Here is a 23657-nt window from a genome sequence, read left to right as displayed (position 1 = left end):
GGGAGTATTGAATTTTCGCTTTATACATCCCCCATCTTTCGGATACACTAAATAATATAAGGGTTTAAAGGAGGTATTTTTGCTTGGAAGAAATCACACAAGAACATATTGATAAGTTGTTATTATTTATGAGAGAAGAAGCGTATAAACCGTTAACGATACAAGAGTTAGAAGAGGCATTTGGAATTAAAGGTTCTGAGGGCTTTAAAGATTTTGTAAAGGCACTTGTAATGATGGAAGAGAAGGGACTTGTTATTCGTACACGTAGCAATCGTTATGGTCTTCCAGAAAAAATGAATTTAGTGCGTGGTAAGTTAATTGGACATGCGCGTGGCTTTGCTTTCGTTGTGCCAGAAGAGAAGAAAACGGGAGATGATGATCTTTTCATTCCTCCTACAGAATTAAACGGTGCACTTCACGGTGATACAGTATTAGCACGCCTTAGTTCACAATCAAGTGGTTCACGTCAAGAAGGTTCAATTGTACGCATTTTAGAACGTGGAACGAAAGAACTAGTTGGTACATATACAGAATCGAAAAACTTTGGGTTTGTTATACCTGACAATAAGCGTTGGACAAGTGATATTTTCATCTTGAAAAGCGCATCCATGGGTGCTGTAGAAGGCCATAAAGTAGTTGTTAAAATTACGAGCTATCCAGAGAATCGTTTAAGTGCGGAAGGTGAAGTTATTCAAATTCTAGGTCATAAAAATGATCCAGGAGTAGATATTTTATCGGTCATCCATAAACATCATTTACCTTTAGCATTTCCTGAGGAAGTGATGGAGCATGCAAACAGTGTACCAGAAACGATTTCAGAAGAAGACTTGAAAGATCGCCGTGATTTACGTGACCAAATGATTGTAACGATTGATGGTGCAGACGCGAAGGACTTAGATGATGCTGTTACAGTAACGAAGCTTGAGAACGGTAATTACAAGCTTGGTGTTCATATTGCGGATGTAAGTCATTACGTTGAAGAAGGTTCTCCAATTGATGTTGAGGCAGCGGAAAGAGCGACTAGTGTATATCTTGTTGATCGTGTAATTCCAATGATTCCACACCGTCTATCTAACGGCATTTGTTCATTAAATCCGAAAGTAGACCGTCTGACACTTTCTTGTGAAATGGAAATCAACAACTTAGGTGATGTTGTCAAACACGAGATTTTCCAAAGTGTGATTAAAACGACAGAGCGTATGACATATGCTGATGTAAGAAGCATTTTAGAAGATGAGGACGAAGAGTTAATCAAGCGCTATGAACCATTAGTACCAATGTTTAAAGAGATGGGTCAATTGGCACAAATTTTACGTGAAAAGCGTATGCGCCGTGGTGCAATTGACTTTGACTTTAAAGAAGCAAAAGTATTAGTGGATGAAGAAGGAAAACCGACTGATGTTGTCATGCGTGATCGTTCTGTATCAGAAAAGTTAATTGAAGAATTTATGCTTGTTGCGAACGAAACAGTAGCAGAACACTTCCACTGGATGAACGTACCATTCATGTACCGTGTCCATGAAGATCCGAAAGAAGATAAGTTAGAGCGATTCTTCGAGTTTGTAACGAACTTCGGATATGCGGTAAAAGGACGTGCGAATGAAGTACATCCTCGTGCATTACAACAAATCCTTGAAATGGTTCAAGGACAGCCTGAAGAAGTAGTAATTTCGACGGTTATGCTTCGTTCTATGAAGCAAGCACGTTACGATTCGGAAAGCTTAGGACATTTCGGCTTATCAACTGAGTTCTACACGCATTTCACATCGCCGATTCGTCGTTACCCAGATACGATCGTTCATAGATTGATTCGTGAATACGTCATTAACGGTAAAGTCGACAGTGAAACACAAGCAAAATGGCGTGAAAACTTACCAGAGATTGCAGAACACTCTTCTAATATGGAACGTCGTGCTGTTGAAGCAGAGCGTGAAACAGACGAAATGAAAAAAGCAGAGTATATGGTCGATAAGATCGGTGAAGAGTATGATGGTATGATTAGCTCTGTAACAAACTTCGGTTTATTCGTAGAGCTTCCAAATACAATTGAAGGTCTTGTACACGTTAGTTACTTAACGGATGATTACTACCGTTACGACGAGAAGCATTTCGCAATGATTGGAGAACGTACAGGTAACGTATTCCGCATCGGTGACGAAATTACAATTCGCGTTATTAACGTAAACAAAGACGAGCGCGCAATTGACTTTGAAATCGTTGGCATGAAAGGTACACCTCGCCGTAAGTTCAAAGATCGTCCAGTCGTTATCGAACAGCCAAGAACAGGCAGAAAGAAACGGGGTGGACGTAGCGAGCGCAGTAATGAGCGCGGTGGCGAACGCGGTACAGGTAGAAAATTTGACCGTGGTGGCAAAGGTAAAAGCACAGGAAGAGGATCAGCATCAGCATCCACGTCCGCTAGTCAGCCAGGGAAAAAAGATGGTAATGGCAAGAAGAAAAAAGGATTCTTTGAAAACGTACCAGGATTCAAGAAGAAAAAGAAAAAGCGTAAGTAAGAAAAGAGTGGCTTCGCTTTGATGAAAAGCGGGGCCGTTTTTCTTTTTATTGGTCATTTCACTCCCTCGAACGAAGCAAAAAACGCTTCTCTGTCGGGAGTTCCAATGTCCAAAGATTCTGAGCGAGCTACTTTCGCTTTTTGTGTAATCCACCTCACATTCTGAACGAGCCACTTTCGCTTTTTAGTAACATTTGTTACAATAGTAAAAATAGAGGAGGGACGTTATATGCCAAAAGGTACAGGTAAGGTTATTGCACAAAATAAAAAAGCATTTCATGATTATTTCATCGAAGAAACATACGAAGCAGGGCTTGTCCTTCAAGGAACGGAAATTAAGTCGATTCGCGCTGGTCGCGTGAACTTGAAAGATGCGTTTGCACGTATACATAATGGTGAAGTATGGGTTCATAATATGCATATTAATACGTACGAGCAAGGGAATCGTTTCAACCATGATCCGCTTCGCACGAGAAAATTACTTCTTCATAAAAAAGAAATTGATAAACTAGCGGGAGCTGCAAAAGAAACAGGTTACGCATTAGTTCCACTTAGAATCTATTTGAAAAATGGATTTGCAAAGATGGCACTTGGTTTAGCAAAAGGTAAGAAACAATATGATAAACGTCATGATTTAAAAGAGAAAGAAGCGAAACGTGAAATTGCACGCGTGTTCCGTGATCGCCAAAAGATGTAATACAGATATTTACATTTGTAAAACGGCGCGCGTATGATATAATAACTTATGTAAGGTTGTTGCACATTGAAAAACAGCTCTTAGTAGCTATCACGATATTTTCTTCGTATGCTCCATTTTTATCATGGGGACGTTACGGATTCGACAGGGATAGTTCGAGCTTAGGTTGCGAGTCGAGGGGATCGGCCTCGTTAAAACGTCAAAGCCTATAATTGGCAAACAAAACAATCTTTCTTTAGCTGCTTAATTGCACTAAAGGTTCCTCCCTCCATCGTCCATGTGGTAGGGTAAGGGACTCAAACTAAGTGGACTACGCCGGAGTTCGCCGTCTGAGGGCGAAGGAAGAGAACAATCAGACTAGCAACTTGGAAGCCTGTCGATAGGCCGAAGAGTTTGCGAAATACTAATATATCGACTACACTCGTAGAAGCTTAAGTGCCGATATTTTTGGACGTGGGTTCGACTCCCACCGTCTCCACCAATACATATTTGGTGGTTTTTTTATTTTGTATAACAGGAAGCATAACTTTGCATGATGTGCAGGTTTATGCTTCTTTTTTGTTATGTAAAGATATGCTTCTTCAAAGTGATATTAATTAATAATTCATGTTGTTTTAGAATAAAGTTTGTTCAAGTTAAGCAAATAACCTTGATAAACAAACAAAAAGAAAAAAGCGTGTTTTGAAAAAAGATTGTTCAAAACACGCCCTTAATATTTTCAATTGGTTTATTCTTTTATAAAAAGTTGGATCATTTCCTATCTATGTTGCTCAACAATTCCGCCCTATAGCTTAATAAAAAAACCTTTTATTCAAATACAACCATTTCTCCGACATCTATAAATCCAAATCGCTTATAGATATTTTTCCCATCATCTGAAGCCTGTAATACAACTGGTTTTTGTTTATCTGTTGTTTGATTTAGAAGAAATTGAAACATTTCACTGCCAATTCCTTTACCTCTAAATGTTTCTTTTGTCATCACATCATAAATACCATAACTATCTTTGCTTTCTATTAATAAACCAGTAGTTACAGGCATGTCATCTATGCATCCAATAAACATTTGAACTTCTGAACCTAATTTTACTTGTGAAAACTTATTAAAATAACTTTCTAATGCATCTTTTTCTGGTGTACCCTCAAATAAGCTCATGAATACGTCTATATATTTTAAAAGTTCTTCATTATTTTTCACATTAGTAATCATAAGTTGATGGGAAATTCTTTGATCAACATTAAGAGTATTTTCAAGTTTCATCATTACATTACGTTCCGCTTCTTTTAGGTCATATTCTTGCATAAGTTTTGTCCAATCCTCAGTTAAATACTGAGCATCAATCCAAATACTAAAGGGATATTTTTTATATGAAAAATTATCGATTCCATGTCTAATCTTAACTGCATTTTTGATATTTGGAGATTTCGGCAATACAACATTGAATGTATCAGTAGGAATTTCTGTATTTGCTATGATGAAATCTTCTTCCTTTGTAAGTTTTCCACTAACTGTATGAGTAAATACTTTTAATTTTTCTTCCAAATTGTTTATTACTAATTGTTGATTTGTAATCATGTTTTTGCACCTTTCAATTCAATTTAGCGCGCTTTTTTTATTATAAGGTCAACTAAACACTAAATATACAGTGTTCACAGTATTTACATCCTCCCATAATATTCAGAAAATATTGAAGTGATTTGTTTTCTAGATTTAAAGTAATAGAGAGAATGCCATTTTTTCATTTTGTGGTTTTATAAAATGCTTAAGTTGATGGGAATCGGGCGGTACCCCTGAAACAGAAAATGAAGAACTAGTTATTGATGATAAGCAGATAGATACTATAGCTGACCGTAAACGCCCAATTGGTGAGATTTCATTAAAATTTCACTTTATTCAAATCTTTATATGTTTTGTGTTTTTATCCATACCTATTGTAAGATTATATAGAGTTCTCCTAATAAGCTGTTATAACGGATTTTTTAGGAATTTAAAATTTATAAATCTTAAATTATTTTTTGGGATAATTTTTTATCTAACTAAGTTATATTGAAGTAGAGGTGAACCATCGGTGAAGCAGGTTTTAGTAATTAAGAATGAACGGTCTTTAGCGAAGAAAATCGTAAGCGGTCTAACGCAAGAAGGCTATTTCATTTTAAAACTTCACAATGAAAACGAAGGTTTAAATATAATATATGAACAAGATTGGGATATTATCATATTGGATTGGGATTCATTAAGTATATCCGGACCAGAAATTTGTAGACAAATACGATTAGTTAAAACGACACCGATCATTATTGTGACCGACAATGTTTCTAGCAAGGATTGCGTAGCAGGGTTACAAGCAGGAGCAGATGATTATATCAGAAAACCATTTGCGAAAGAAGAATTAGTAGCAAGGGTTCAAGCAATTTTAAGGAGAAGTGATTGTAACCAGCAAAAGGAAATAAACTTTTTTCAGTTTAAAGATCTCTTTGTTGATGCATCTAGCAATATTGTGAAAAAAGGTGGCGAAAACCTCTCGCTTACTAAGCGAGAGTACGATTTACTTGTATTTTTAATCAAGAATAAAAACACAATATTGAGCCGTGAAATGCTTTTGAATCAAGTATGGGGATATAACGTAGTAGTAAATCCAAATGTAGTAGACTTATATATTGGGTATGTAAGAAAAAAGTTAAAGTGCGAGAAGAAAGACAGATATATTCAAACGATACATGGCAGAGGCTATTCAATGATTGACTGATAAAAATAAGATAATAAAAAATGAGTAAAATTATTTCATTCAGTTTTACTCATTTTTTTATTAAATATGATAATCAAATAGTTTCTTAGAAGTATTAAAAGACGTGAAAAAATGGATTATGAAAATATTAGCTATTAATGAGCGTGTTTTGTAGAGGAAATCATGGTTAATCAACACGCCCGACTTCACATATTACTTTTTATACCTGATTTTATGAATTCGCACCATTCACAAGATTTTCACAGAATTAATGACTATACTAATTAACAGGATGTTCAAATGAAAATGATTATCAATAGCGATTCAATTGAATAAAAGTCACTTTCTAATTCAATCTATGGATGTCATCATTTTCGAAATAAATCACACTATAAGGAGTATACATATGAAAAAAACTATGCTTTTAAAATTAGTAAGTATTCTAGCAATTTTCACTTTAATGTTAGTAGCTTGCTCAGATTCAGGTAAAGAAACTTCGAAGGCTACTAAAGATAATAGTAGTGATAAGACAAAAACGGTTGAAATCACTGATGCGCATGGAAAAGTTACAGTTCCTGTAAATCCAAAGAATGTAGTTGCTTTGGATAACAGAACTTTTGAAACTTTATCTGATTGGGGAATTAAATTAGCGGCTGCTCCAAAGGATATCATGCCTGCTGATTCAGCATATAAAAAGGATGAAAAAGTTCAAAATATTGGGAATCACCGTGAACCAAATCTAGAAATTATTGCAGCTGCAAACCCTGACCTTGTAATCGTTGGTCAAAGATTTGCTGACCATTACGAAGAAATCAAAAAATTAGTACCAAATGCAGCAGTTATTGATCTTAACTTTGATGTTTCAGAGAAGGCTACTAAGCCTGGAGAAAACTTAGTAAAAGGACTTAAAGATTCTACAATTACTTTAGGAAAAATCTTTGATAAAGATAAAGAAGCTAAAAAATTAGTGGCTGATTTTGATAAATCTATTGAAACTGCAAAATCTGCTTATAACGGAAAAGATAAAGTTATGAGTGTTATCGTTACTGGTGGGAATATTGGTTTTGCTGCTCCACATTCTGGTCGTGTTTGGGGACCAATGTATGAAATTTTCGGTTGGGTTCCAGCACTAGAAGTTTCAAATTCTACTGCAGGTCATAAAGGTGATGACGTTTCTGTTGAAGCTATTGCACAAACAAATCCTGATTGGCTTTTCGTATTAGATCGTGATGCTGCAACATCTGATGCAGCTACTTCAACACCTGCTAAGGATGTTATTTCTAAATCACCAGCTCTTCAAAACACAACTGCTGTTTCTAAAAAACAAGTTGTTTATGCACCAGAAGATACTTACACAAATGAATCAATTCAGACTTATATAGAGTTGTTTGGAAATCTTGCAAAAACTTTAGCTAAGTAGTGTAAAGGAGTACGAAACAGTGTCAAAAAATATAATTTCTAGGGTTGAGAATATTTCTCAACCCCAGTTTTATAATCACAATAAATTATGGACAAAATCTTTTATAATAGCGATTATAGTTGTTATAATTTTAGGGATTATATCACTGTTTACTGGAGTTTATGATATACGTGGACAAGAGGACGGAATGGAGATGTTTTTCATAACTCGTGTTCCGAGAACAGTTGCATTAATGCTTACTGGAGCTGCAATGGCGATGGCAGGGCTCGTCATGCAACTTATTACACAGAATCGTTTTGTTGAACCTACTACAACGGGGACTATTGAATGGTCAGGCTTAGGCCTGCTTTTTGTATATTTATTATTCCCTGCCCCGACTTTAGTGCAAAGAATGACTGGTGCAATCATTTTTTCTTTTATAGGAACTATGATTTTCTTTTTATTTTTAAGAAGAGTTAAACTTCGTTCGTCTTTAATTGTCCCGATTATTGGATTGATGCTTGGAGCAGTTATTTCTGCAGTGTCTACTTTTTTGGGACTCCTTTTTCAAAAGACACAAAGTATTGAAACTTGGTTCGTAGGTTCATTTGCTAACATTCAAGTGGGAAGATATGAATATTTATGGCTGATTGTTATCATTACTTTTCTTATTTTTATGTATGCTAATAGATTGACTTTAGCTGGACTAGGAGAAGATGTCGCAACAAGCCTTGGAGTTAATTACAATAGAATTGTTCTTTTTGGGACTGGTCTTATCTCTGTTGCAGTTGGAATTGTTGCAGCTGTTATTGGACACTTACCTTTCTTAGGATTAATTGTGCCAAATATCGTTTCCATGTTTAGAGGTGATGATCTTAGGAGTAATTTACCTTGGGTTTGTGTGATCGGAATGGGGTCAATAACTGCCTGTGACATCATTTCTCGAACAATTATAAAGCCTTTTGAATTACCTGTTTCTTTAATACTTGCAACAGTGGGAGCAGTCGTGTTTATTACTATTTTATTGAGACAAAGAAAACCAAGGAGGCTACGATGATCACATTAGAATATAGAAATAAAGAAAATGTCGAAATCGATTCTAGCCTTCATAATGAAAGTAGATCAGCTAGCGCTTTTCGTTCTAAGAAGGAAGCAAGACGTTATTGGATTTTATTGATAACATTGATTGGTTTAGGTCTCCTTTCTTCATATGGACTTTTAGTGTATAACAATCCAGTTCCGATAGATTCACCTTCTTTTATCCCAGTTGTTAAGAGAAGGATAGTAGCTATTGTTGCAATGATTATTGCTGCGGTTTGCCATAGCTTGTCGACAGTTGCTTTCCAATCTATTACGAATAATAAAATTATTACTCCTTCACTTTTAGGTTTCGAATCACTTTATTCAGCAATTCAAACGAGTACAGTATTCTTCTTTGGTGCTAGTGCGTTAATAAATTTTAATGGAATTGGATCATTTTTATTCCAAGTTGTTGTTATGGTCTTCATGAGTTTGATACTTTATGGATGGTTACTTTCCGGTAAATACGGGAATTTACAACTTATGCTTTTAGTTGGAATTATTATTGGTACCGGGCTAAATTCTGTGTCAACTTTTATGAGAAAACTACTTGCGCCTTCAGAATTTGATATTTTACAAGCAAGATTATTTGGTTCTGTTAATCATGCAGATCCTGCATATTTTCCTATTGTAATTCCTATGATCATAATTGTAGCAGTATTGATTTTTGCTCATTCTAAGAATTTGAATGTTTTGTCACTAGGAAAGGATGTTGCTACTTCTTTCGGGGTTAAATATCAACCTAGTGTAATTTATACGCTTGTATTAGTAGCTATTTTAATGTCCATCTCAACAGCTCTAATTGGGCCACTTACTTTCTACGGCTTTTTAGTGGCCACTTTGAGTTATCAGGCAGCGTCAACGTATGATCATAGATATATTTTTCCGATGGCTTTTGCTATAGGATTTTTAATAATGACGAGCGCATACTTTTTAATGTATCATGTATTCCATGCTCAAGGTGTAGTTTCAGTTATTATTGAATTATTTGGTGGAATCATATTCTTAACTATAGTTTTAAGGAAGAGGGCTTTATGATAAAAATTGATAATGTTAAAAAGTTCTATAGTGATAAGGTAAAAATAGGACCTTTGGATATTGAAATACCAAAAGCAGGCTTTACTTCTTTAATTGGACCAAATGGCGCTGGAAAGTCAACGACACTTTTGATGATTGGCAGACTTTTAGATATGGATGAAGGTCACATTCAAGTAGCAAATATGGATGTTTCTGAATCCAAATCAAAAGACTTAGCAAAAGTTTTGACTATATTGCGACAAGAAAATCATTTTGTAACTAGGCTTACTGTTAGACAACTAGTTGGATTTGGGCGCTTTCCTTATTCAAAGGGAAGATTAACGAAAGAGGATGAAGCTATTATTTCTAAATATATCGATTTCTTGGATTTAACTAATTTAGAGAATAGATATTTAGATGAGCTTTCTGGTGGTCAAAGACAAAGGGCATATGTAGCGATGGTATTGTGCCAAGAGACGGAATATGTACTTTTGGACGAACCTTTGAACAACCTTGATGTTGCTCGTTCTGTTCAAATGATGGAGCATTTGAGACGTGCAGCTAATGAATTCGGAAGAACAATTTTGACTGTTATGCATGACATAAATTTTGCTGCTAAATACTCTGACAAAATTTGTGCTATGAAAGATGGGCAAATTGCTGCTTTTGGAACAGTAGAAGAGGTTATGGACCCAACACTTTTGACAGATATTTTTGAAACAAAAATAGAAATTATCAATGGTCCCTATGGGCCAATCGCTGTTTATTAGTTACAAAATGTATACTGTAGCTTGCGTAAATTATGCTAGCTACTCTAGTTGAAGTTGCTGTCTGTATTTTATAGGCAGCAGCTTTTTTTATGCGATTGCCCATCATGATAACTCTTAATTTTTCTGGCTGTTGGTAATAGCTCCACAGATATGTCATTACTCCCAATCCAGCGACGTGTTGAACACTCGGACGGTGAATGTAAGGGAATCATTATACTCTGGTTTGGTTATCCACTCATAAGCTAACACAATTGTGTTAGACAAAGTAGGTTTCGTCCGTTCTCATATAAGAAGTTGTGATGTAGTTAAGATTCGGTATAGTGTGTCTACATTTAAGGGAGAAGTAGCTTGTTACGCTGCAAGATAATCCTTAGCGTATATTTTCGTTAAAATGTGGGCGGCAGCCCTGGTAGAAAAGAAAAAAATAAAAAGATAAGTGGAGACAAAATTGCTGAACACCTTATGCAAATAATCCTGTGAGATTGGCGTTTACGGCAATAATATTCAAATTACAATTTTATATGATAAGAACCATAACTTTTCCAGGTTGGCAGGGGTATGGTTCTTTTTGTTTGCGAAAAAATTATGCTTGTTTTGTAAAATGATAAAAATGTTTTAATCCAAAATGATAGGATTACAAAAGTGTAATGTGGGTGTAAGGAAACTGGATTGTACCCTCTTTTTAGATAAAGCATACTTAAAGTAAGGAAGAGTTATATGTGAATGAATATAAATTTTACAAGTAGGATAGAAAGGTTAGGTATTATCATATGAGATGGATCATTAGGATTTTTGTGTTATTAGCTATAATAGGAGGTGCTTTCTACTATCTGAAATCAGGTAATGGGTACTATTCAACTAAAGAATATTATGTAAAGGTAATGACTGATTCTACAGTAGAAAACGAAAAATTGAGTAATGGAGAAATTCTTACGTATCATGTTTACGATGAGAAGGTGTACGATAAAAAAGGGGAAGAAAGAAAACTGAAAATTTCCGTACAAAATAAATTGGAAAAAAATCAATATTATTTGATTGATTGGGAAGATCGCCGTGGGATTGTTTCTAAAATAGCTAAAGTGGATCAAACAAAAATAGATAAGAGTATCTTAGATAAATTGAACGGAAATTCATAATATATCAGGACAAGCTAACCAATAGCTGTGTTAACATAAAGCTTTATAAGCAAAAGATATTGTAGAAAAATAAGAGAGGTTATTATAAAACAAAAGGAATCAACCGTCTGGTGTGATCCCTTTTTGTTAGGACTGAGCAAGGAGTATTATTGCATTGTATAACCCTTTACTCTTTCCAAAACTGTTCTAGCAGAATACTGATCATAGTGCCTACGAGTAATCCGTTACTTAAAACATATTGTAAGGAAGAAGGAATACCGCTAAATGCACTTTCTGGAAGAAACATTATTCCTAAACTGATTAATAATGTAATTCCTAATATAGTTAATCGGCGTTGATTTAATTCTTCACGTAAAATTGATTGAAATGAAAGGCCTATTACTTGGACAAATGTTGCTAAAAGTGCAGCATTAGCAATAGGGCCTGGAAGTAAGGATATAAAGCTTACAATTGAGGGAATAAAAGAAATTCCTGCTAATATGAGACTTGCTATAAGGAATGACTTCACTTTTCTTTGTCCTGTTAGTTGAATAAATCCTGCTGATGCAGGTAATGGTACAATTCCAATTGTAGAAAACAACGACGAGATAATATGTGATATACCTCCGACCCATACACCACGGTTCAGTGTTTGCTTTTCATTTTCTTTAGATAATGGAGCCACTTGTTTTACAGCCGAAATAGCAGCAATCGTATTTGCAACTAAAAGAAATGTAAATAAAATTGCAGTTAGAGTCATTCCAATATCGAATCTAGGCATGCCCCAAGCAAATATCTGTGGTAACTTAACTAACGGTGTGTGTGAAGGCATATGAGACGATTTTCCTAATAAAGCATACAAAAGCCAACCAAATGAAATGCCAAGTAACACAGCGTAACTTTTCATCCAGCCTTTCCCTTTAATTGATAAGAAGGTAATCATGGTAAAAACAAAGAGTGCAATAGTAGTTGTTGTATAATCAGGATGAGTTACAGATTCTTGTAATCCCATCATTCCTTTTAGTAACACACCACTAAGCTGAAGTGCTAAGATTAAAAGAAAAGTTCCTGTAACTAAAGGGGTAAATAAACGTAAGATTCGATGCACAAGCCCTGTTATACCAAGTACGAAGAGTAATATACCTGCAATAATTAACCCGCTTTCTAAAAGTTGCAACACGTCTTTTGCACTTTGTCCCTGATGCATAGCTACTTGTCCCAGTATGACAAATATACTTACCCATGAACCTGCTGGACCATCTGCTATGGGATAGCGATGCCCAAACCATGCTTGTATAAATGAACTTACTCCCACGACTAAAAAAGTTCGCTGCATTAATGTTGAGATATCTTCTATTGATAAATGAAATATGCCACCAATAATGATAGGCAATGCAATTGCATTTGCTAATAGAAACACAAACCACTGTAGAATACTAAAGCTCGTATTAAAGTATTTTTTGTTCATATTATTCTCCTTTGTCGAAAAAGAATCTCATAGTAAAAATCCATCCTTTCTATACAGTTAGATTAAAAAGGATGGATTTTGTAAATCTATAAAATTATTTTAATTATATATATAGATTTAAAATTAATTACCATGTACGGAATGGTAAGAATTTACCGTTAAGTGTAATAACGATACGAGGATCGCCACCTTTTGGATCTTCTTGTGTATCCACACCTAGATTGAAGTTAATTGCACTCATTACACCTTCGCCAGCTTTTTCTAAGATTAATTCTCTAAGAGTTGGTGCGTATTGTAACATCATTTCATATAATCGATATAAGATTGGGTCAGTAGGAGGCATTTGCATTACTTGACCTCTAAGTGGAACTACTGTTAATGCCTGAACCACTTCCTCATCTAATTCTAATAATTTACCGATTTTTTCTGCTTCCGGACGTGTCATTGTAGCTTGTCCTAATAATGCTGTTACAACCCAAGTCTCAGAGTTTTCGCTTACTTTTGAAATTTCTTCCCATGTTAAACCTTTTGCAATTTTTGCTTCCATAATTTTTTGCGTAGCTTCTTGTCTATTCATATTTAATAACTTCCCTTCATTTGAGTAATAATTAATTTTTCATACCATTTAATGTTTTATATCCATCAACTACTAAATCTAATTTACCTGTGTGAGGATCAATGACTAAACCATGTACAGGAACATCTTTTGGAATAAGTGGATGATTTCTTACTAAATCAACATTAGCTTGAGTTGAATCGCAGACATCATCGAATCCAAATAACCACTTTTCAAGATCAACACCAGCATATTCAATTGCTGATAAAATTTCGGATGAAGCTACTCCACGATCTAATATTTTTTGAATTGTTCCTTTTGGATTAGTTTGGCTTGCACCACATTTATGGTGTCCGATAAGAAAGATTTCATCTGCATTTAGATCATATACTGATGCTATAACACTTTGCATAACGCTATCGAAAGGAGAAGCAATTTTACCACCTGCATTTCTGATAACTTTTGCATCGCCATCGTGTATATCTAAAGCTTTTGGAAGTAGCTCAATTAAACGAGCATCCATGCAAGAAACAACAACCATACGTTTTTTAGGCATTTTTGTCGCTTCAAAAGGAGCGTATTCCTTATTTTCTACAAATTGTTCATTGAACGATAGGATTTCTTGTAATAACATATTTGTAACCTCCTTTAAATCTAGATGTATTTTTTTGTTGCGTCCTCTATGTTATAAGTGAATATAACTGATAAACAATGTGATGTAAGAGGATAAACTAAGTATAGTGAATTGTATCGATAAGCAGAATAAGCTGGCGAAACACTTTCTGGCTTTCTACTTTCACGGTGAAAGGATTGGTTTATATCATTGATCAAACAGATTTTGAGATACTGAAATTATTAGGAGAAAACTCAAGAATACAATGGAAAGAACTTGGTCAAAAAATACATATGACGGGACAGGCGGTAGGAAATCGAATTCGAAGGTTAGAGGATTTAGGGATTATTGAGCAATACACAATCGCAATAAACCGAATCAAATTAGGACAAGTAGTGACTGCGTTTGTTACTCTGTTCGTAACAACAGCTAACCATCAAGAGTTTATGAATTTCTTTCAAGGAGAAGAAGGGATTTCTGAAGTACATCGTATAAGTGGTGACGGATGTTATTTATTAAAAACACATTTTGCCTCCAATGAAGAATTGGATAACTTTCTAGGACGACTATTAAAATATGGGAATTACCGTGTTAACCTATCAATAGGGAAGTTAAAATAAACTTTATGCAAGTTTATAGTTCTTTTTGCTTGTGGCTAAGACATGTTTCCAAAAATAAAAGGAGTATCTCTTATTAAATAAGAGATACTCCTTTTATTTGTTTTTAATAATTATTGATTATTTTACATCTGATTTTTCTTTTTTCATTATTTGCCTTTGACTAGTGAAGGGAAATTTTTTAACATCAAAACCCCTGCGCTGTATGCAACAGGGATTCTATTATTACTTATTTGAGGGTATGATCCTATTTCATTTTATAGCTTATTTAGAAGAATCATGTGCAGGTTTTGATTTAGTGTCCTCAGGCATTTCAAAGATTTGATTATAGTTAGATTTCACATCTTCGTTAGGAATTGCTGGCACTGCGTCTTCAGGTGAATTATGGATTGGCGAAGAAGTTGTTGTTCCATCTACACTTGTTGTAACTGACATTGGTTGATTTTGATCAATTTTTGTACCTTTGTCCATCTTTTTTGCGGATTCTTTTTCACTTTTATTTATTTGTCTCCATTCTATTTTTTCATTCGATTCTAGTTTGTTCGTTTTCACATCTTCTGTATCTACTGCACCACCCGCTAATAATCCTGTACTTAAAAGTGTTCCTGCTAATAATGTTTTAAACATTTTTTATTACCTCCTTGCTTAAGATTATATTTAGCATAAAATAAGTATCTGGAGTTTATTTGGAGTTCATCTAGATTTTATGTAAGTTTTGCATGTAGGGGCATCATACGAAAAAAGAACATTGTGCGTTTGGACAAAATGTAGCTGATTCCCTGTATGTTAAGGAACCAGCTACTTTCTATACTACCTTTTTATGATTATGAAATTAAAAATGATAGAGTAGAAATCATGTATGAAATAAATGTAAGTAACACAAGGAAGAATATAAGCATGGTATTGGATACGCATCGTTCTATTCTTTTTTTCATTTGAATTTACTTTATTTTTTCAATTTGGTAGGATCAATTTGAAGTTGACCTTTCCAAGAACCAGCTACTTTTCCAATCCTGCTTATATTGACATCTAATGTAAGTGGTTGTTTGAAGGAATCTTTCCCTTCAGGACCTTCGATAAATGTAATGACACCTTCTGGTCTATCCTTATCACGAACACCTATATGCTTTAATTCTTCACCTGATGCTTTTAGCTCGAAGGGTCCACCATTTGCTCCTTGAATAAATGCTAATTGTGAGAAGTATTCATTTTCCTTATAAGTTGGGTTGTAATCTTGTTGACCATTTACTTTGCCGTCATCTTCAAGTTGTAACCCCGTTGTATCAAATTCAAACGGTACTACATTTCCATTTTCTTTTTCAATTTTGTAATGAATGGATATACGTGAATCTGCTACATATAATTCTTTCAAATGTACCGTAACACCCTGATCTATAATTTTTTCATCAATCGGAATGAATTGACCATTTTCAACGTCTCTTCCTTCGTTTATAATCGTATCATTTGAAATTTCATTGGAAAAATAGGAGGCAACATTCGTAGCTGCTACTCGCACTTGTGGAATCATGGCTGTTGAAAAAAGCCCTGCTACCGCTACTGCTATATACATGAAACGTTTTGATTTTTTATTCATATTTGTAAATAATCCCTTCTTCTGTTCAGGTTTTTGATTGATATAAGAAACATCTTCTAATTTTGCGCGATTTTCAAATGCTTGCCACGCTTGGTCTACATCAATTTTGATTTCTTTTGATGAATGTACTATTTCTTCCTCTAACATGATAGTTTCCCATTGATTTAATTTACTAATTTCTAGTAATAAGTCTTGGCATGCGTTACACGTATCTAAATGTTTTGTGAATTCTTTTCTTGTCTCATAAGGTAATTCCCCATCCATATATGCTTGAATAAATCCCACATCATAACAATTCATTTATTAAGCCTCCTCTAATTGTTTATAAATCTTACGAAACTTTTGTTTGGCTCGGACCAATAATGTTCCAATAGAAGATATGTCGATTTGAAGCACTTCTGCAATTTCCTTATACTGAAAACCAGAAAATTTCATCAATAAAATGGTTCGATCTCGTTCATTCATGTTACTGAGTACCATTTGGACCTTTGTAATTTCCTCTTTTCTAATCCAGTCATCATCTAATGATGAAATATGTTGTACTTCATGATATTGTATGGTTTTATCTACTCTCGCCTGATGCCGTTTTTCAGATCGCAGATATTTATAGGCTACATAAGTAGAAGATTTTATTAGCCATCCAGGTAAGTGTTCAATACTCTTCCAATCGTTGCGATATAGCTGTAAAAATACTTCTTGGGCTAATTCTTCAGCGATAGTCTGACTTTTGACAATCCATACGATCTGTTTCACAACGTAAACATAGTTTTGTTTAAACAAATCTTCAAATGTCACATCCGAAACAGGCCTTTCTTCCTTTTTTATTTTTAACATGTCAGTTAAAACCTCACTCTCATTTGATGCCTGTATTATAGAGAACCCGGAACAGCGAGTTTTGTGACAGAAATTTTTTATTTTTTTATTATGCACGAAAAAACATTCATCGGTTAAGATGAAAAAGGATAGCAGTGCTTGAGGTATAGTAGTGCTCTAACTATGCTTTATGGCAATATTACAGTTCAAAATACATTTTATTTACAGTCAACTTACGCTTCCAGAAAGTTTAATTTTATTAGATGCAATTTAAAGTCTTGCAATGGAACCAATATTGATATATAGTTTAGTTAACTAAACTAAACTATATTTGGAGGTTTTGAAATGGGAAAAGAAATAGTTTCAAACGAAAATAAGCCAAAAAAGCCATTTCTTTTTAAAGTTGGAATAGGGCTTCTAATCATATATGTTCTACTGTGGGCGAGTGCTTTAATCATACCATTTACTTCACTTTCGACTCAGATAAAGGCCGTTGTCATTCCAGGATGTATAGTAATAGGGGAAATCCTTTTTTTGATAGGTGCTGTCTTTGTCGGGAAAGAAGTGGTGTCAAAATATAAAAAGTATGTAAACCCAAAAAATTCGAGAAGAAAAGGTGAGAGAGACAAGTATGAAAAATAAAAATATAGCTGAGGAAATTAATCAAACACTTGAAGAATTATGGATATTACTTGAAACGAAAGAAAGATCCTATACGAATTTCAATTTAAATAATCAGCAATATACGTTATTAACATTAATTATTCGTTATCCATCATCCACCCCTAAAGAGCTAGCAGAAAAAATGAATGTAACGAAGAGTGCCATTAGTCAACAGTTAGTAAAACTTGAAATGGACGGATACATTTTCAGAAGGCAGCATGCAGAAGATAAACGTGCATTTTCAGTTGAATTAGGGGATAAAGGCTTGTTATATAAAAAAGAAATGGATGCATATATGCAACAAGTTTCTGAAAAATATTATGCAAGTTTATCACCTGAAGAATTAACAAATTTTTTATCAGCGCTTCAAAAGCTAACGAAAGTAATTGGAGAGCTGTAGTGGTTGATCCTAGTTGTAACAAGAAGCATAAGATGACCGTTTTGGTTAGCTTATGCTTCTTTTCGTTTACAGCTAATTCATGTTTCGAATATAAAAAGTAGACTCATAAGAAAAATCCTGTAGTTCAGTACAGGATTTTTAATCAAACTAATTAAAAACTAAATTGTGGTTTAACATCACCTTTATAAGGTTCATGTTCAACGAATATAGTTATGTCTTTACCAGATTGGTCTTTACCAGTTCTTTTATACGTAAATTTCTTATTGTTCAGTTCAGTAAGTTCAAGAGCCGCACCATATTTATTATTTCCAATTGATACATGAGCTCTTATTTTATTTTCGTGTACAACATCGAAGTAACCATAGTCACCGCGGCTTTGACCTGTTTCGCTATTGAAGAACTCGTATTTATTAGCCTTGTCATCAAATTTTGCTAGACTTATAAAATTAGAATTAAACTGTGTTACATCATTACCAGCTTCATCTAATACCTTTGTTCCATGCCAAAGGGTGCCGCCTAAAATTTTATCTCCATCAACATTTTTAACAATATCGCCTGTAGTAGTGTTCAGTTGCTTGTCCGGATCAGTGAAAGAAAGTTCTTTTTCTTTATATGGAACATGTTCAACGAAAACTTCTACATCTTTACCGTTAGCGTCTTTCCCCATTCGTTTATAAGTAAATACATTTTTATTTAGTTTTGTCATGTCAACAACAGCTTGATACTTCATTGATTCTGAAATTAATATTCTCTTCTTCCCATCATTTGTGACAAAGAAAGTTCCTTTATCGCCACGACTTGCACCTGTCTTAGCATCAAAGAATTCATATCTGCCGGACTTCGCATCATATTTTGCAAGGCCAATGAAGTTTGCATTCTCTTTTGTTAAGTCATTCTTATCTTTGTCATATACTCTTGTACCTTGCCAATTAGTATCGCTAAGAATGTTAGCCATTTTTTGGCCTTTCGTTAACTTGTTTTCCTTTTTCGTCTCTTTAGCAGCTTGTTCTTGTTTTTGTTTACCATGATTTTCTTCGGCTTTAGTACCAGCACACCCTGTTAATGCTAATGTAAATCCGAGCAGTATTGATGATAGTGCTTTCGTTTTTTTGTTCATTTTTTATCGTCTCCTCATTTTATGATTTTCATGTTATTCACATGGTTTTAAGTAGTGCGGTTTGTGATTATAGTAGTAGTTCATCCTTCTGAATCTTTGTTATATGAAAAGATTTAGGTTGAATCAATGAACTTAGTTGCTACGTTTATTATGTTAATCCCAGAGTATAAACTCCCTCTAAATAAAACATTAAAAAAAGATAAACTAATTCCTAAAAAATTTTCATATTTATAAAAAAGAAATTTTACATGCGGTGAATGTTACTCTTTCATTTTGAAAATGCCATAATCAAATGGAGGGATTAACATTATGATTACAGTGCGATTTTGGATGTGATGCTATACTGTGTATAGGCTTTTGATGTGTGTCGTTTTTTGTCGGTAAGTCGATATATTTCGAAAATCGCTGATATATTTTGGAGGGAGGATAAAAATGATTGTGAAAGAGCGGAAAATGCCCGTACATTTGCTCCAATTAGAAGCTTTACTTAGAAGATTGCCTGCTCATCATCCCAAAAGGAATATGGTGGCTGAAAATCTAGCGAAATTTATGGCTGGTTATAAAGGAGAGCAGGCGATTGAATATCCGCTTAGTTTCTTATCTGAAACAGAATACAGTATTTTACATGATATTAGGTTGTTTGATCAGAAACATTATTTTCAAATTGATACCCTCATAGTTTCCTCACGTTTTCTTCTTTTTCTTGAAATAAAAAATATTATTGGTACATTAATTTTTGATGCAAAGTTTAATCAGCTCATTCGAATAGCAGATGGTACTTCGGAAGAAGGATTCCCAGATCCGCTTTTACAACTGAAACGGCAAGAGATGCAACTGAGAAAATGGCTGAGGCTACATGATTTACATAATATTCCGATTGAATCCCTCGTTGTAATTAGTTCACCTCGTACAATTATTAAAACTTCAGATGAAATACTGTCTAGTAAAATTATCCACAGTGCAAATTTACCTAATAGAATAAAACAGATTAAAAATCAATATAAAGAAAAAGCGATCGATAATATAAATGGACTTATAGGTCAGATTATGAATGAGCACTCTCCACAGCGTCAAAATGTTCTTGCACAATATAAAATTAAAAAAGAGGAATTGCTAAAGGGCGTACAGTGTGAGGCATGTTTTACAATGGCAATGTTAAAAGAAAGGCAGGGATGGCGTTGTTCAAACTGCAATAGTATGTCTAAACATGCTCATTTACGTGCTGTACAAGATTACACACTTCTGTTTAGTATGATAACTACTAATAGCGAATTGAGGGAATTTCTTAATATGGAATCTAGTTCTGCGGTTAAAAGACTCCTCCAAACAATGAATATCACCTACACTGGCAACAACAAAGGACGAATATATGATTTAACTTCTTTCCAATGATAATTTTGCTATAATAAATACGTACGTATACGAAGGGGAGTTTAAAGAGAAAATGAAGTCATTTAATATCGATCATCTTATAGCTAGTGTTTTGCAATGGATATTAAATATAGCGCTAATTATATTATCCATTGTCTTATCTATCTTTTTAATTAATGAGACTATCACATTTATTCAATACATCTTTTCAACAAAGAAATATACATCGTATAAATTGGTTGAAAGTATCATCGTATATTTCTTATACTTCGAGTTTATTGCATTAATTATTAAGTATTTTAAATCGAACTATCATTTCCCGTTACGTTATTTTATTTATATCGGAATTACGGCATTAATTCGGTTAATTATTGTATCTCATGAGGAACCGATGGAGACGTTATTATATGCGGGATCCATTCTTGTTTTAGTCATTGCTTTATACATATCGAATATGAGAGATTTGAGAAAAGAGTAGTAGTGCAGACATAAGTTTGCACTACTACTCTTTTCACCTTGACCTTCAAGTTACTTGAAAGTTTACAATGAAATTAGGGCGTTTGAAATTGAAAAAAATTGAGAAATTAAGTGAAGAGGTTTCTTTTACTTGGAGGTTATAGAAATGAGTCAGGAATTGAAGTTACGTCCATTAGAACGAGAAGATTTAAAGTTTGTACACGAACTGAATAATAACGCGCATATTATGTCGTATTGGTTTGAAGAACCTTATGAGGCCTTTGTAGAATTGCAGGACTTGTATGATAAACATATACACGATCAAAGTGAACGCCGATTTATCGTTGAGAAAGATAATGAAATGGTTGGATTGGTTGAGTTAGTGGAGATTGATTATATTCACCGAAGAACAGAATTCCAAATTATTATTGATCCAAATTATCAGGGGCATGGTTACGCAGCAGAAGCGACGCGTTTAGCGATGGGTTATGCCTTTGCTGTTTTAAATATGCATAAGATATATTTAGTTGTCGATAAAGAAAACGAAAAGGCTGTGCATGTTTATAAAAAGGTTGGATTTATGGTAGAAGGTGAGCTTCTCGACGAGTTTTTCGTTGATGGTAACTATCATAATGCGATAAGAATGTGTATGTTTCAGAAGCAATATTTTGAAAGTAAGTAGTTGAATGATTTGGAAGTAATGTTGACGCTTCGCAAAACCGTATGCTAAAATCCCTTTTAAGTATTAAGGAAGGTGCAGAACATGCTTTATATAAAATTTGTAAAACTCATTAGAAAACTTTGCTCCGCACAAATGTATACGGTGAAGCGTTGTACGGAGCTTAATCAAGGGGCATAAATCCCCTATATTCATCGGCTGAATAACTTTTCTAAAAAAGTATAGTTTATCTATGCTTATTTGGTTACGGTTTGTAAGTCGATGTATAAAATAGATTAAGGGCCATAGACAATGCTTTGTCTATGGCCCTTTGTGTATATTATTCCAATGAGCTTTTACTATAAATTGGAGTAGTATAGGAAAAACCACGAAGCAGAGGGCTAGTGTCGAATGACGCTATCTCTCTGCTTTTTTTAATTTCAGGAAAAGAGGAATACGAATGAGTTTACTTAAAGTTGAAAGTTTATCACATAGTTTTATAGATAAAGCCTTATATGAAAATGCTTCTTTTAGTTTGCATAAAGGAGAACATATGGGGATTGTTGGACAGAATGGTGCAGGAAAAAGCACGTTAATGAAAATATTGATTGGAGAAATCATTCCTGATAAAGGAGATATAAAGTGGCAACCTAATATTCAAATTGGACATCTGGATCAATACGCAGAAATTGATGGGGGCTATACCATTTCACAATATGTAAAGAGAGCTTTTTATGATTTGTATGAAATGGAAGATAGAATGAACAAGTTATATGAAGAAAGTGCTAGGACTGGAGATGAGAATCAACTATTAAAAGCGGCAGAGATTCAAGAACAGCTTGAGGCTCGTGATTTTTATTCGGTAGACAGTATAACGAATAAGGTGGCAGCTGGTTTAGGTATTGATGCTATCGGGATGGATTGTATTATTGGTGAATTAAGCGGAGGACAACGTGCAAAGGTAATTTTAGCGAAGCTTTTATTAGAAGAGCCGACTATTTTATTACTAGATGAACCGACGAATTTTCTTGATAAGGAGCATGTGGAGTGGCTTGCTAATTATTTAATGAATTTTGAAGGGGCGTTTATTGTCGTGTCACATGATTTTGATTTTCTGGAAAAGGTGACTTCTTGCATATGTGATGTAGAGTTTGGAACAGTTAAGAAGTATTACGGAAAATACTCAGATTTTGTAAGACAAAAGGAGCATTTGCGAAAAGAATATATTCGCCAATACCATGCACAACAGAAGAAAATTGAAAAAACGGAAGAGTATATTCGTAGAAATATTGCTGGAGTGAATTCAAAAATAGCACAAGGACGTAGAAAGCAGTTGCAACGTATGGAAAGAATTGCGCCACCAAGTTTTACCCATAAACCGTCTATTCATTTTCGGGAACTTCCTATTTCAGTTCAAACAGTTCTTGAGGTAAATAATCTCGAAGTTGGTTATGACTTTGCTCTCTTACCAAAATTGAATTTTTCAGTAATGGGTGGGCAAAAACTTGTTATTACAGGATTCAATGGAGTAGGGAAATCTACTTTATTAAAAACAATTGTTGGCACTATTGCTAGTATTGCTGGAGAATTTCACTTCTCAGAGCAAATAAAGATTGGATATTATGAGCAAGATTTAAATTGGAGCAATGATTCTTTAACTCCGCTTCAAATTATTTCGGAACAGTTTCCTACATTGAATATGAAGGAAATACGTCATCATTTAGCTGCGTGTGGTGTGAAAGATACTCATGTCTCGCAAGAAATTCGTACGTTAAGTGGTGGTGAACAATCGAAGGTGAAACTGTGTGGATTGTTATTATCACCTTGTAATTTTTTAATTGTAGATGAACCGACGAATCATTTAGATGCAGAAGCGAAGGAAGCTTTGCGAAAGGCGTTAATACAGTTTAAGGGCAGCATTATACTCGTATCTCATGAAGCGAGTTTTTATCTTGATTGGGCGGATAGTATTTTCAATATAGAGACGGGATTAGTTAAGGGGGTGTGAAACAT

23 protein-coding genes and 1 other RNA gene are annotated in these 23657 nt (G+C 34.3%); 16 read left to right on the top strand and 8 right to left on the bottom strand.

What is annotated here, in order from left to right:
* The first annotated feature begins 83 nt into the window (after window positions 1-83).
* The 3 genes from rnr to ssrA all read left to right on the top strand — a co-directional run bounded on the left by rnr (window position 84) and on the right by ssrA (window position 3693).
* On the top strand, window positions 84-2516 hold the full coding sequence (gene rnr / locus DPQ31_RS25275; protein ID WP_070173931.1) for a ribonuclease R: 2433 nt from the start codon (window positions 84-86) through the stop codon (window positions 2514-2516).
* A gap of 228 nt (window positions 2517-2744) precedes the next feature.
* Complete coding sequence (gene smpB / locus DPQ31_RS25270; protein ID WP_001123917.1) at window positions 2745-3212, top strand: SsrA-binding protein; 468 nt, start codon at window positions 2745-2747, stop codon at window positions 3210-3212.
* Window positions 3213-3338: 126 nt separating this feature from the next.
* Window positions 3339-3693: a transfer-messenger RNA gene (ssrA, locus tag DPQ31_RS25265) on the top strand.
* A 326-nt stretch (window positions 3694-4019) separates the two neighbouring features.
* Here the strand turns inward: ssrA and DPQ31_RS25260 are convergent.
* Entirely contained in the window at window positions 4020-4787 is a 768-nt protein-coding gene (locus tag DPQ31_RS25260; RefSeq protein ID WP_000632238.1) for a GNAT family N-acetyltransferase, read from the bottom strand.
* 493 nt (window positions 4788-5280) lie between these two features.
* On the opposite strand from DPQ31_RS25260, the gene DPQ31_RS25255 reads away from it, so the two are divergent.
* The 6 genes from DPQ31_RS25255 (at window position 5281) to DPQ31_RS25230 (ending at window position 11339) form a co-directional block, all read left to right on the top strand.
* Window positions 5281-5958 carry a response regulator transcription factor gene (locus tag DPQ31_RS25255; RefSeq protein ID WP_000815803.1) on the top strand — a complete coding sequence of 226 codons (678 nt, stop codon included), beginning with the start codon at window positions 5281-5283 and terminating at the stop codon, window positions 5956-5958.
* Between the two features lie 385 nt (window positions 5959-6343).
* Window positions 6344-7357: a siderophore ABC transporter substrate-binding protein gene (locus DPQ31_RS25250; RefSeq protein ID WP_208731172.1), complete on the top strand. Its 1014-nt coding sequence runs from the start codon at window positions 6344-6346 to the stop codon at window positions 7355-7357.
* Between the two features lie 19 nt (window positions 7358-7376).
* Entirely contained in the window at window positions 7377-8393 is a 1017-nt protein-coding gene (locus tag DPQ31_RS25245; RefSeq protein WP_000041827.1) for an ABC transporter permease, read from the top strand.
* Window positions 8390-9454 (top strand): iron chelate uptake ABC transporter family permease subunit, encoded by a 1065-nt coding sequence (locus DPQ31_RS25240; protein WP_000631250.1) that lies wholly within the window; start codon window positions 8390-8392, stop codon window positions 9452-9454. The genes DPQ31_RS25245 and DPQ31_RS25240 overlap by 4 nt, the downstream gene beginning before the upstream one ends.
* Window positions 9451-10203: an iron ABC transporter ATP-binding protein gene (locus DPQ31_RS25235; protein WP_097958719.1), complete on the top strand. Its 753-nt coding sequence runs from the start codon at window positions 9451-9453 to the stop codon at window positions 10201-10203. Before DPQ31_RS25240 ends, DPQ31_RS25235 begins: the two co-directional genes overlap by 4 nt.
* Before the next feature lie 770 nt (window positions 10204-10973).
* Entirely contained in the window at window positions 10974-11339 is a 366-nt protein-coding gene (locus DPQ31_RS25230) for a YxeA family protein (protein ID WP_208731170.1), read from the top strand.
* 166 nt (window positions 11340-11505) lie between these two features.
* Here DPQ31_RS25230 and DPQ31_RS25225 read toward each other — a convergent pair whose 3' ends face one another.
* From DPQ31_RS25225 to DPQ31_RS25215, 3 genes are all read right to left on the bottom strand, one after another.
* Window positions 11506-12786 carry a purine/pyrimidine permease gene (locus DPQ31_RS25225; protein ID WP_098711560.1) on the bottom strand — a complete coding sequence of 427 codons (1281 nt, stop codon included), beginning with the start codon at window positions 12784-12786 and terminating at the stop codon, window positions 11506-11508.
* Window positions 12787-12913: 127 nt separating this feature from the next.
* On the bottom strand, window positions 12914-13363 hold the full coding sequence (gene cynS, locus DPQ31_RS25220) for a cyanase (protein WP_001081567.1): 450 nt from the start codon (window positions 13361-13363) through the stop codon (window positions 12914-12916).
* A gap of 31 nt (window positions 13364-13394) precedes the next feature.
* Window positions 13395-13976: a beta-class carbonic anhydrase gene (locus DPQ31_RS25215; protein WP_000926483.1), complete on the bottom strand. Its 582-nt coding sequence runs from the start codon at window positions 13974-13976 to the stop codon at window positions 13395-13397.
* A 167-nt stretch (window positions 13977-14143) separates the two neighbouring features.
* Here DPQ31_RS25215 and DPQ31_RS25210 point away from each other — a divergent pair, with 167 nt between their 5' ends.
* The gene (locus DPQ31_RS25210) at window positions 14144-14575 is read left to right on the top strand and encodes an Lrp/AsnC family transcriptional regulator (RefSeq protein ID WP_002039967.1); all 432 of its coding nucleotides are present in this window, start codon (window positions 14144-14146) and stop codon (window positions 14573-14575) included.
* A gap of 261 nt (window positions 14576-14836) precedes the next feature.
* On the opposite strand, the gene DPQ31_RS25205 is transcribed toward DPQ31_RS25210, so the two are convergent.
* From DPQ31_RS25205 to DPQ31_RS25195, 3 genes are all read right to left on the bottom strand, one after another.
* Complete coding sequence (locus tag DPQ31_RS25205; RefSeq protein WP_097958715.1) at window positions 14837-15199, bottom strand: hypothetical protein; 363 nt, start codon at window positions 15197-15199, stop codon at window positions 14837-14839.
* Between the two features lie 319 nt (window positions 15200-15518).
* The gene (locus tag DPQ31_RS25200; protein WP_208731168.1) at window positions 15519-16466 is read right to left on the bottom strand and encodes a DUF4179 domain-containing protein; all 948 of its coding nucleotides are present in this window, start codon (window positions 16464-16466) and stop codon (window positions 15519-15521) included.
* A gap of 3 nt (window positions 16467-16469) precedes the next feature.
* Complete coding sequence (locus DPQ31_RS25195) at window positions 16470-17000, bottom strand: RNA polymerase sigma factor SigX (protein WP_000912781.1); 531 nt, start codon at window positions 16998-17000, stop codon at window positions 16470-16472.
* Between the two features lie 324 nt (window positions 17001-17324).
* Between DPQ31_RS25195 and DPQ31_RS25190 the strand changes: the two genes are divergently transcribed.
* Together DPQ31_RS25190 and DPQ31_RS25185 are read left to right on the top strand one after the other, a co-directional pair.
* The gene (locus DPQ31_RS25190; protein ID WP_208731166.1) at window positions 17325-17621 is read left to right on the top strand and encodes a transporter suffix domain-containing protein; all 297 of its coding nucleotides are present in this window, start codon (window positions 17325-17327) and stop codon (window positions 17619-17621) included.
* Complete coding sequence (locus DPQ31_RS25185) at window positions 17611-18042, top strand: MarR family transcriptional regulator (RefSeq protein ID WP_087970473.1); 432 nt, start codon at window positions 17611-17613, stop codon at window positions 18040-18042. The genes DPQ31_RS25190 and DPQ31_RS25185 overlap by 11 nt, the downstream gene beginning before the upstream one ends.
* Before the next feature lie 151 nt (window positions 18043-18193).
* Here the strand turns inward: DPQ31_RS25185 and DPQ31_RS25180 are convergent, their stop codons facing one another.
* Complete coding sequence (locus DPQ31_RS25180) at window positions 18194-19159, bottom strand: DUF4822 domain-containing protein (RefSeq protein WP_173781033.1); 966 nt, start codon at window positions 19157-19159, stop codon at window positions 18194-18196.
* A gap of 432 nt (window positions 19160-19591) precedes the next feature.
* Between DPQ31_RS25180 and DPQ31_RS25175 the strand changes: the two genes are divergently transcribed.
* The 4 genes from DPQ31_RS25175 to DPQ31_RS25160 all read left to right on the top strand — a co-directional run bounded on the left by DPQ31_RS25175 (window position 19592) and on the right by DPQ31_RS25160 (window position 23652).
* Window positions 19592-20551: a nuclease-related domain-containing protein gene (locus DPQ31_RS25175; RefSeq protein ID WP_208731164.1), complete on the top strand. Its 960-nt coding sequence runs from the start codon at window positions 19592-19594 to the stop codon at window positions 20549-20551.
* Window positions 20552-20603: 52 nt separating this feature from the next.
* Complete coding sequence (gene psiE / locus DPQ31_RS25170) at window positions 20604-21008, top strand: phosphate-starvation-inducible protein PsiE (RefSeq protein ID WP_000834705.1); 405 nt, start codon at window positions 20604-20606, stop codon at window positions 21006-21008.
* Between the two features lie 144 nt (window positions 21009-21152).
* Window positions 21153-21668, top strand: coding sequence for a spermidine N1-acetyltransferase (speG, locus tag DPQ31_RS25165; protein ID WP_000076822.1), 516 nt, complete (start codon window positions 21153-21155; stop codon window positions 21666-21668).
* A 436-nt stretch (window positions 21669-22104) separates the two neighbouring features.
* Window positions 22105-23652: an ABC-F family ATP-binding cassette domain-containing protein gene (locus DPQ31_RS25160; RefSeq protein ID WP_199632442.1), complete on the top strand. Its 1548-nt coding sequence runs from the start codon at window positions 22105-22107 to the stop codon at window positions 23650-23652.
* The last annotated feature ends 5 nt before the right edge of the window (window positions 23653-23657 follow it).

Source organism: Bacillus sp. COPE52 (assembly GCF_003355115.1).
Lineage (GTDB): Bacteria > Bacillota > Bacilli > Bacillales > Bacillaceae_G > Bacillus_A > Bacillus_A toyonensis.
This window is presented reverse-complemented; position numbering and strand designations above follow the sequence as displayed.